This window comes from Pseudomonas sp. PS02288, from assembly GCF_029959715.1.
Classification (GTDB): domain Bacteria; phylum Pseudomonadota; class Gammaproteobacteria; order Pseudomonadales; family Pseudomonadaceae; genus Pseudomonas_O; species Pseudomonas_O kuykendallii.
This window is the reverse complement of the sequence record NZ_JASCPA010000010.1, coordinates 90,345-99,892: the sequence shown is the minus strand read 5'-3', so window position 1 is coordinate 99,892 and position 9,548 is coordinate 90,345. Positions and strand designations below refer to the sequence as shown.

The following is a 9,548-nucleotide window of genomic DNA, read 5'->3' as shown; positions in this document are numbered from 1 at the left end:
ACACCGAGGCGTTCACGCGTAAATGCAGGATGCAGCCGTGGCGCCCGCCCGCAACGATGGAGCCGTAGGCCGGCATCTTCGCCCCGCCCTTGCGGAACTCGTAGTCCAGCTCGGCCTCGAGGTGGTACTCGAAGAGCCCGGCGCGGCTCGCCTGCATGGCGCGGATGTGCGCGCGCGCGGAGATTTCCGCGGCCTCGCGCATCACCTTCACCTCGGCGGCGCTCTTGTACAGGCGCATGTCGTGCAACAGGTGGTCGAGGGCGACGAACTCGTTCGGCGGCTGCGCGCCCTGGCGCGCCTTGGAGCGGATCACGTTGACCCACTCCATCAGGTGCTGGTCGAACTCCGGATTGGTGCCGATCGCGTAGTAGACCCGCTCGCGGCCTTCGATCAAGCCGGGAAGAATGTCGTCGATGTCGCCGATGGGGAAGGCATCGTCGGCGCCGAAGTTGCGGATCGCGCCGTCCTGGCCGGCGCGCAGGCCGTCCCACAGTTCGCGCTCGGGGTTGCGCTCCCGGCAGAACAGCACGTACTCGCCGTGCTCGCGGCCGGGGATCAGGGCGATCACCGCTTCCGGCTCGGGAAAGCCCGAGAGGTACTGGAAGTCGCTGTCCTGACGATAGACATGCTCGACATCGCGGTTGCGGATATACACCGGCGCGGCCGGCAGGATGGCAATGCTGTTGGGTTCCATCTGCGCCATCAGCGCTTTGCGGCGGCGGGCGTATTCCGACTTCGGGATGCTGGTCATGGCAGGACGCCTTAGCTTCTCAGTGCAGGGAGGGTTTGCTCGCAACGGGCGCCGCGGCGACCGGCTTGGCACATTCGGTAAACAATAGAAGGGGGGCGACGCGTAGGTACTCCATCACTTCCATGTAGTCGTTCTCGCCGTCTTCGGACTCTTCCAGCGCGCTTTGCACCTGGGCGATGGCGGCGAGGTCCTGCAGCACTTCCATGGCCTCGGCGGACAATGCGCCGTCACGGGCGGTCATGCCGAAGCCGCCGAGGAAGCCCTGGCACCACTGGCCGAGGGCGACGGCACGCTCGCTCAGCGGCGCGTCGTCGCCAGGCAGCAGCAGGACCACGGCGATGTCGTCGCCGGTGAGTTCGCTCTTGACCATGTCCTGCAGGCCGATGAGCGCCTGGCGCACGTTGTCCTGCGGCTCGCCGCCGAGCAGTTCGGCGGCATCCTGCAGCCATGCTGCGTGATCGAAGTCTGCACCAGCGCAGCTGCGACCGAGCAGAAGGCCATGCAGTTCGGCCGGGGAAACGGGGTGACCGCTGCTGGAAAGCAGCGCGGCGAAAGCGGTGTACGGGGAGTTCGAAGAAGGCATGGGCGGCTAGGCGCGGAAGGGCGCAATCACTAGAATGAGGGCCAGGTATCCTAGCAGCCTGACGCCCCGAAGGCAGCCCTGTCGCAGCACGTCGGCACCCGCCGTGGCCGTTTGCCGCGAGCCCTTCGCGCGAAGTATCGGGGCGATGCCGGTCCGGCGTCCTGCCGAGCGGCTGTTATAGTTCCGCCCATCAATCAGCCCAAGTAGGGAGCCCATGGAACACGCCGAACTGCAAGCGCTCGCGGGCAAGCTGGAGCTGTTAATCCAGCGCATAGAGCAGCTCAAGACGCAGAACCGACTCCTGCTGGCAAGCGAGCGTTCCTGGCGCGAAGAGCGCGCTCATCTGATCGAAAAGAACGAAATGGCCCGGCAGAAGGTCGAAGCGATGATTTCGCGCCTGAAAGCCCTGGAGCAGGACTAATGACCCAGCCAAATACCGTAAACGTGCAGATTCTCGACAAGGAGTACTGCATCTCCTGCCCGCAGGACGAGCGAGCCAACCTGGAGAGCGCCGCGCGCTACCTGGACGGCAAGATGCGCGAGATACGCACCAGCGGCAAAGTCATCGGTGCCGACCGCGTCGCCGTGATGGCCGCCCTCAACATCACCCACGACCTGCTGCACAAGCAGCAACGCCTCGATCTGCAGGCGGATTCCACCCGAGAACAGGTGCGCGATCTGCTGGATCGAGTCGACGAGGCCCTTGCCACCGATCCGGATGAAGCCCGTAGCTAATTGCACGGCGGCCTATTGGGGTATACTCGCCACAGCTCCCTGGTGTGTGCGCCAGTTGGTCACGTCCCTCTCCCGATACGCAAAACCCTGGAGGCTGCACGTGGGGCCCGTGTGCATGTCCGCCTGACGGAAAGCCTTACGGTCTCCTGCAGTCGCCACCTTGAACTTTCGGGTTCAAGGGTCAAACCGACAGCGGCACCTCGGGGAGTCACCTTTTCAATCCGTGGATTCAGTCCGCGGATTCTTCGGTCATCCGCAGCGGCCCGTCCTTGATGATCGCCAGCGAATCCCTTTCCCGCGCCGAACTGCGTCGCCTGCTGCGACGGCGGCGTCGCTCCCTGAGTCGCCTCGAACAACGCCAGGCCGCCCGCGCGCTGTACCGCCGCCTTGCGCAGCACGCGCTGTTTCGGCGTGCCCGGCACATCGCAATGTACCTGCCCAATGACGGCGAAATCGATCCGCGCCTGCTGCTCGAGGAAGCGCGCCGCCGCGGCAAGGCGACCTATCTACCGGTACTCAATCCCTGGCCGCGCACGCGCATGGCGTTCCAGCGCGTGCGCGCGGGCGAACGCTTGCGCGGCAACCGCTTCGGTATCGCCGAACCGACGCGCGTGCCGAAGCGGCAACGCAAGCCATGGGCACTGGACCTGATCCTGCTACCGCTGGTGGGCTTCGATGAAAACGGCGGAAGGCTGGGCATGGGCGGCGGATTCTACGACCGCAGCCTGGCGTTTCTGCAGCGCCGCAAGGGGATACACAAGCCGCGATTGATCGGCTTGGCGCATGACTGTCAGAAGGTGGATCGACTGGCCCAGGCCAGTTGGGATGTCCCGCTGCAGGCTTGCGTCACCGACAGCGGATGGTACGGCGCCACCGGAGGATGCGTGGCGCGGGAGGCAATCAGCGTTGCTGCTGCGCCGAAACGCTCACCGGGATGTCACCGGGACGTTCCCACTGACTCTGGGTGTAGCCGGTAGTCACCACACCCAGACCGAACAGAATGACCAGAACCCACAACAGATCAGGTTTACGTTTCATCTAATTGCCTCCCCCTTCCAGGCAAATGTTGCGCAATGTTCGCCGGCATTTTCTTTTCGGGCTCGCGGCCGTTGCGGGTCGAACGGGCGGCATTTTCCGCCAAGCCAGGAGTCCGTGCAATTGGCTAGATGACCGCACGTCAGACCAGAATCAGCCCCACCCCAACACCAAAAACAAGGAGCAAGGTTCATGCCGCACTGGCTGATGAAGTCCGAACCCGACGAGCTGTCTATCCGCGACCTGCAGCGCCTGGGGCAGGCGCGCTGGGATGGCGTGCGCAATTATCAGGCACGCAATTATCTGCGCGCCATGAATGTGGGCGAACTGTTCCTTTTCCACCACTCCAGCTGCGCGGAACCGGGCATCGCCGGCATCGGCAGGATCGTCGGCGAGCCCTATCCCGACCCCACGGCATTGGACCCCGAGAGCCCCTACTTCGATGCCAGGGCGAGCCTGGAAAAGAACCCCTGGAGCGCGCGTGACGTGGCGTTCGTCGAAGCGTTTCCCGCGCTGCTGAGCCTGAAACGCCTGCGCGCCGAGCCGAAGCTGGCGCGGATGCCGCTGCTGCAGAAGGGCAGTCGCCTGTCGGTGATGCCCATCGGCGAGGACGACTGGCTGCGCGTGCTCGCGCTGCGTTGAGCGGCTGGCGGCACTGTGCTATGACAGCAGCCAATTACCCTGGAATCCCCGATGCCTCGTAAGCGTTTCGTCTGGTCCGCGCGCCTGTTGCTGCTGCTACTGCTGATTCTGCTGTTCGGCGGCTGCGGGTTGCTGTGGCACAAGCTGCGCAGCATCCAGCAGGAACGCGTCGCCGAGCGCGTCGCCTATCACGCGCGGGCGCTGGCGCAGACCTTGGAGAGCAACATCGACGAGGAGGTGCAGAACCTCTCGCGCATCGCCCAGCTGTGGGATTTCCACGGGCGCATTCCGCACGACGAGTGGACACTCACCGTCGAGTTCGCCCTGCGCCACTTCAAGGGCTATCAGTCGATCCAGTGGATGGGCGCCGACCTGCGCATCCACTGGTTGCTGCCCCTGGCAGGCAACGAGGCCGCGCGCGATTTCCAGCTCACGCCCACGCACCCGAACTACCCGATCGCCATGCAGGCCAAGGCCAGCGGCCAGCCGCAGTTTTCCAACAGCTTCGCCCTGGTTCAGGGCGGCCGCGGCTTCGTCCTCTACGACCCTATCTACCTGCATGACAAACAGGGCGTAGCGCGCTTCGACGGCTTCGTGCAGGGGGTTTTCCGCGTCGAGGAGTTGATGGACGAGCTGCTGGCGGACAGCGCCGACGAGTTCAACGTGCGCCTGCTGGAACGGCAGAATTCGATCTACACCCATACCACCCGCGAGGCGCGCGACGACCTCCAGCAGCAGGTTCCGCTGCACCTGCTGAACAACGATGCCTTCGCGCTGCAACTCAGCCCGACCCGTGAACTGGTCGCCAGCCTGGACAGCCCGTTGCCCGAGTTCGTCCTTGGCGCCGGCCTGGTGATCAGCCTGCTGCTGGTGGCGGCCCTCGCCCTGGCGATGGAAAACGACCGCCGCGCCCGTGCGCTGAAGGCGGGCAACCGTCGCCTGAACAAGGAAATGCGCCAGCGCGAGGAGATCGAAAAGGTGCTGATCGACAGCCGCGAGCGCCTGCAACTGGTGCTCGACCTGACCGACTCCAGCAGCGACGGCCTGTTCATCATCGATCCGAAGAGCGGCGGCCTGCTGCACACCAACCGCGCCACCTACGACAGCCTCGGCTATGACGCGCAAAGCTTCGCCCGGCTGTTCAGCGAGGCCCCGGAGCAGATCCTGCCCGGCTATCACGCCTGGCTGGAGGAAGTCCGCCAGGCCCAGCGCGAGGACACCTCGCCGATCTTCCAGCGCGAGATGCGCCGTCGCGACGGCAGCGTCAGGGCCGCGGAAATCAGTGCGCAGCTGGTGGAGGTGAATGGCCACGAATACCTGATCGGCGTGTCCCGCGACAACAGCGAACGCCTGCAACTGGAAGCGCACCTGCAGCGGCTGTCGCAGCAGGACGGCCTGACCGGGCTCTACAACCGCCGCTTCTTCGACCAACGCCTGCAGGCGGAGTGGCGGCGCATGTGCCGCACCGCGCGGCCGCTGGCCTTGCTGTTGCTGGATATCGACCACTTCAAGGCCTACAACGACGCCCTCGGCCACCTCGCGGGCGACGATGCGTTGCGCCAGGTGGGCGGCCAGCTGCAACGCGGCCTGCAGCGCGAAGGCGACGTCGCCTGCCGCTACGGCGGCGAAGAGTTCGCGCTGATCCTGATGGACACCGACGAAGCCGGCGCCGAGCACGTCGCCGCGCGACTGCAGCGGCTGATCGCCGAACTGCGCATCCCCCACCCCGACAGCCCGCTGGGCCGGGTGACCGTCAGCATCGGCCTGTCCACCTCGCGCGACGTGCCCGACAATCGCGCGGAAACCCTGGTGGCCCAGGCGGACGGCGCGCTCTATCGGGCCAAGCGTGCAGGGCGCAACCGGAGCATGCGCTGGGACGCGCTTGATCCGAATCAGTGCGACCAACTGCCGCCCGTCTCAAGCTGAACCTGTAAAGGCATCGGCGCTCGTCGTCTATCCTGACGGGCCGATGTCCCCCTCCGCAGCAGAAGGCAGCTCCCGATGACACTCAAGGGAAAATGGACGATCCGCGCCGGCATTCTCGCCGGGCTCCTGATCCTCGCCGCGCTGGCCTGGTTCGAATGGCGTCCCAGTGGCCTGGAAGACGGCATCGCCAGCGGCAACGGACGCATCGAGGCCACCGAGATCGACGTCGCCAGCAAGCTCGGCGGGCGCATCGCCTCCATCGAGGTGGACGAAGGCGACTTCGTCGAGGCCGGCCAGACCGTGGCGAAAATGGACACCCAGGTGCTCGAGGCGCAACTCGCCCAGGCCCGCGCCCAGGTGCGCCAGGCGGAAAATGCCACGCGCACCGCGCAGGCCCAGGTCAGCCTGCGCGAAAGCGAGAGGACCACCGCCGAAGCCGTGGTGCGCCAGCGTCAGGCCGAACTCTCCGCCAGCGACAAGCGCTACACGCGCACCGCGGCCATGGTGCAGCGCAATGCCATGCCCCGGCAGCAACTCGACGATGACCTGGCGCACCTGCAGAGCGCCCAGGCGGCGCTGGCGGCGGCGCGCTCGCAGGTGGCCTCGGCGGATGCCGGCATCGCCGCCGCACGCTCGCAGGTGATCGAAGCGCAGTCTGCGGTGGAGGCCGCGAATGCCAGCGTCGACCGCCTGCTCGCCGATATCGACGACAGCCAGTTGAAGGCGCCGCGCAGCGGTCGCGTGCAGTACCGCATCGCCCAGCCGGCCGAAGTGCTCGCCGCCGGCGGCAAGGTGCTCAACCTGGTCGATCTGGGTGACGTCTACATGACCTTCTTCCTGCCCTCCGCGCAGGCCGGCCGCGTCGCCCTCGGCTCGGACGTGCGCCTGGTGATCGACGCGATCCCGCAGTACGTGATTCCGGCCAAGGTGTCCTACGTCGCCAGCGTCGCCCAGTTCACCCCGAAAACCGTGGAAACCGCCAGCGAGCGCGAGAAGCTGATGTTCCGGGTCAAGGCACGCATCGACCCGGCGCTGCTGCAGCAACACCTCGCCCAGGTGAAGACCGGCGTGCCGGGCATGGCCTACCTGCGCCTCGACCCGCAGGTTGAATGGCCCGAAAGGCTGCAGACCAAGGTTCCGCAGTGAGCTCGCGGCCCGCGGTCGCCCGGCTGCACGGGGTCGACCTGCGTTATGGCGAGACCTACGCCGTGCGCGGTGTCGATCAGGACATCCCGGCGGACCGGATGGTCGGCCTGATCGGCCCGGACGGGGTGGGAAAATCCAGCCTGCTGGCGCTGATCGCCGGCGCGCGGAAGATCCAGCAGGGCCACATCGAAGTGCTCGGCGGCGACATGGCCGATGCCGAACACCGCCGTGCGGTCTGCCCGCGCATCGCCTACATGCCGCAAGGCCTGGGCAAGAACCTCTACCCGACGCTGTCGGTGTTCGAGAACGTCGACTTCTTCGGCCGACTGTTCGGCCAGGATGCCACCGAGCGCCAGCGGCGCATCGCCGACCTGCTCGCCAGCACCGGACTGTCGCCCTTCGCCGAGCGCCCGGCCGGCAAGCTGTCCGGCGGCATGAAGCAGAAGCTCGGGCTGTGCTGCGCGCTGATCCACGATCCGGATTTGCTGATCCTCGACGAGCCCACCACCGGCGTCGATCCGCTCTCGCGTAACCAGTTCTGGGAGCTGATCGCACGCCTGCGCAGCGAACGCCGCGGCATGAGCGTGCTGGTCGCCACCGCCTACATGGAAGAGGCCGAACGCTTCGACTGGCTGATGGCGATGGACGACGGGCGCATCCTCGCCACCGGCACGCCGCAGGAACTGCGCGATGCCACCGGCTGCAGCAGCCTGGAGGAAACCTTCATCGCCCTGCAGCCGGAGGAGAAACGCCGCGATCACCGGCAACTGGTGATTCCGCCGCGCTCCCAGGGCGAAGCCGGACAGATCGCCATCGAGGCGCGCCAGCTGACCTGCCGCTTCGGCGACTTCGTCGCGGTCGACCATGTGAATTTCCGCATCGAGCGCGGCGAGATCTTCGGCTTCCTCGGCTCCAACGGCTGCGGCAAGTCGACCACCATGAAGATGCTCACCGGCCTGCTGCCGGCCAGCGAGGGCGAAGCCTTCCTGTTCGGCCAGAAGGTCGACCCGCAGGACATGAACACCCGCCGCCGGGTCGGCTACATGTCCCAGGGCTTCTCGCTGTACGCCGAACTCAGCGTGCGCCAGAACCTGGTGCTGCACGCCCAGCTGTTCCATGTGCCGCGCGAGCAGATCGACGCGCGGGTCGCCGAGATGGCTGGCCGCTTCGACCTGCTCGGCTCGCTGGACGCCCTGCCCGACGCCCTGCCGCTGGGCATGCGCCAGCGTCTTTCGCTGGCGGTGGCGGTGATCCACAAGCCGGAAATCCTGATCCTCGACGAGCCGACCTCGGGGGTCGACCCGATCGCCCGCGACGGTTTCTGGGAGCTGATGATCGACCTGTCGCGCAACGATGGCGTGACCATATTCATCTCCACCCACTTCATGAACGAAGCGCTGCGCTGCGACCGCATCTCGCTGATGCACGCGGGCAAGGTGCTCGACAGCGACACTCCGCAGGCGCTGATCGCCAAGCGCGGGCTGCCGACCCTGGAGGCGACCTTCATCGCCTACCTCGAGGAAGCCACCGGCGCCGCCGCCATCGCCACCGAGCCGGCAACGCCGGTCGGCGCGCCCGTGCCGCCACAGGCGCAGCCACAACGGCGCTTCAGCCTGCGCCGGCTGCTCAGCTACTCGCTGCGCGAGAGCATGGAGCTGCGCCGCGACCCGATCCGTCGCACGCTGGCTCTGCTCGGCCCGCTGCTGCTGATGTTCATCATCGGCTATGGCATCAACCTGGACGTGGAGAACCTGACCTTCGCCGTGCTCGACCGCGACCAGACCACCACCAGCCAGGAGTACGTGCTCAACCTGACCGGCTCACGCTACTTCACCGAGCGCCCGGCGATCACCGATTACGCCGACCTCGAGCGACGCATGCGCGATGGCGAGATCAGCCTGGCGGTGGAAATCCCGGCGCACTTCGGCCGCGACCTCAAGCGCGGCGCCAGCCCACAGATCGGCATGTGGATCGACGGCGCCATGCCGACCCGCGCCGACACCATCAACGGCTATGTGCAGGGCCTGCACAACGACTACCTGCGCGGGCTGGCGCAGCGCTCGCCGCAACCCGGCGCTGCGGCGCTGGCGGACCTCGAGGTGCGCTACCGCTACAACCCCGACGTGGAAAGCCTCAAGGCCATGGTGCCGGCGGTAATCCCGATGATGCTGATGCTGATCCCGGCGATGCTCACCGCACTCGGCGTGGTCCGCGAGAAGGAGCTTGGCTCGATCATCAACCTCTACGTCACCCCGGTCACGAAGCTGGAGTTCCTCCTCGGCAAGCAACTGCCCTACGTGGGCATCGGCCTGCTCAACTTCCTCTCCCTCGTCACCTTCGCGGTGCTGGTGTTCGACGTGCCGATCAAGGGCAGCCCGGCGGCCCTGGCAATCGGCGCGCTGCTCTACCTGTTCTGCTCGACCGGGCTCGGCCTGCTTATATCGACCTTCACCCGCAGCCAGATCGCAGCGGTGTTCGGCACCGCCATCGCCACCATGCTGCCGGCCATCCAGTTCTCCGGCCTGATCTACCCGGTGTCGGCACTCGAAGGCCTGGGCGCGTTGATCGGGCACGTCTATCCGACGTCGCACTTCGTGGTAATCAGCCGCGGGGCCTTCTCGAAGGCGCTGGACGTCGCCGACCTGGCCGCCTATTTCGTGCCGCTGCTGCTGACCATTCCCCTGCTGACCCTGCTCAGCACGACACTGTTGAAGAAGCAGGAGGCCTGAC

The 9,548-nt window shown here is 66.5% G+C and carries 8 protein-coding genes, 1 other RNA gene and 1 pseudogene; 8 read left to right on the top strand and 2 right to left on the bottom strand.

Annotated features, from left to right (window positions below):
* Both QMX85_RS06705 and QMX85_RS06700 read right to left on the bottom strand, forming a co-directional pair.
* A partial coding sequence (locus QMX85_RS06705; protein WP_282339354.1) for an aminopeptidase P N-terminal domain-containing protein occupies positions 1 to 751 on the bottom strand: 751 nt, incomplete at its 3' end.
* A 19-nt stretch (positions 752 to 770) separates the two neighbouring features.
* A complete protein-coding gene (locus QMX85_RS06700) occupies positions 771 to 1,334 on the bottom strand; it encodes a YecA family protein (RefSeq protein ID WP_282339353.1) in 564 nt (187 codons plus the stop codon).
* 214 nt (positions 1,335 to 1,548) lie between these two features.
* Here QMX85_RS06700 and QMX85_RS06695 point away from each other — a divergent pair, with 214 nt between their 5' ends.
* The 8 genes and pseudogenes from QMX85_RS06695 (at position 1,549) to rbbA (ending at position 9,547) form a co-directional block, all read left to right on the top strand.
* Positions 1,549 to 1,755, top strand: coding sequence for a TIGR02449 family protein (locus QMX85_RS06695; protein ID WP_090224098.1), 207 nt, complete (start codon positions 1,549 to 1,551; stop codon positions 1,753 to 1,755).
* On the top strand, positions 1,755 to 2,069 hold the full coding sequence (locus QMX85_RS06690) for a cell division protein ZapA (RefSeq protein WP_090224100.1): 315 nt from the start codon (positions 1,755 to 1,757) through the stop codon (positions 2,067 to 2,069). Before QMX85_RS06695 ends, QMX85_RS06690 begins: the two co-directional genes overlap by 1 nt.
* 33 nt (positions 2,070 to 2,102) lie before the next feature.
* Positions 2,103 to 2,280: non-coding RNA, 6S RNA (gene ssrS, locus QMX85_RS06685), on the top strand.
* A gap of 61 nt (positions 2,281 to 2,341) precedes the next feature.
* Positions 2,342 to 2,941 (top strand): annotated as a pseudogene (locus QMX85_RS06680) (5-formyltetrahydrofolate cyclo-ligase); the annotation flags it as partial.
* 355 nt (positions 2,942 to 3,296) lie between these two features.
* Positions 3,297 to 3,746, top strand: a complete 450-nt coding sequence (locus QMX85_RS06675) for an EVE domain-containing protein (RefSeq protein WP_282339352.1) — start codon at positions 3,297 to 3,299, stop codon at positions 3,744 to 3,746.
* A gap of 51 nt (positions 3,747 to 3,797) precedes the next feature.
* Entirely contained in the window at positions 3,798 to 5,672 is a 1,875-nt protein-coding gene (locus tag QMX85_RS06670) for a diguanylate cyclase (RefSeq protein ID WP_282339351.1), read from the top strand.
* Between the two features lie 75 nt (positions 5,673 to 5,747).
* On the top strand, positions 5,748 to 6,818 hold the full coding sequence (locus QMX85_RS06665; RefSeq protein ID WP_273233168.1) for an HlyD family efflux transporter periplasmic adaptor subunit: 1,071 nt from the start codon (positions 5,748 to 5,750) through the stop codon (positions 6,816 to 6,818).
* Complete coding sequence (gene rbbA, locus QMX85_RS06660; RefSeq protein WP_282339350.1) at positions 6,815 to 9,547, top strand: ribosome-associated ATPase/putative transporter RbbA; 2,733 nt, start codon at positions 6,815 to 6,817, stop codon at positions 9,545 to 9,547. The genes QMX85_RS06665 and rbbA overlap by 4 nt, the downstream gene beginning before the upstream one ends.
* Position 9,548: the final 1 nt, after the last annotated feature.

Bases quoted from the DNA above. Each gene is read 5' to 3' on its own strand.
- QMX85_RS06675 (WP_282339352.1), top strand. From the start codon at position 3,297: ATGCCGCACTGGCTGATGAAGTCCGAACCCGACGAGCTGTCTATCCGC.
- QMX85_RS06700 (WP_282339353.1), bottom strand. From the start codon at position 1,334: ATGCCTTCTTCGAACTCCCCGTACACCGCTTTCGCCGCGCTGCTTTCC.
- QMX85_RS06670 (WP_282339351.1), top strand. From the start codon at position 3,798: ATGCCTCGTAAGCGTTTCGTCTGGTCCGCGCGCCTGTTGCTGCTGCTA.
- QMX85_RS06690 (WP_090224100.1), top strand. From the start codon at position 1,755: ATGACCCAGCCAAATACCGTAAACGTGCAGATTCTCGACAAGGAGTAC.
- QMX85_RS06665 (WP_273233168.1), top strand. From the start codon at position 5,748: ATGACACTCAAGGGAAAATGGACGATCCGCGCCGGCATTCTCGCCGGG.
- QMX85_RS06695 (WP_090224098.1), top strand. From the start codon at position 1,549: ATGGAACACGCCGAACTGCAAGCGCTCGCGGGCAAGCTGGAGCTGTTA.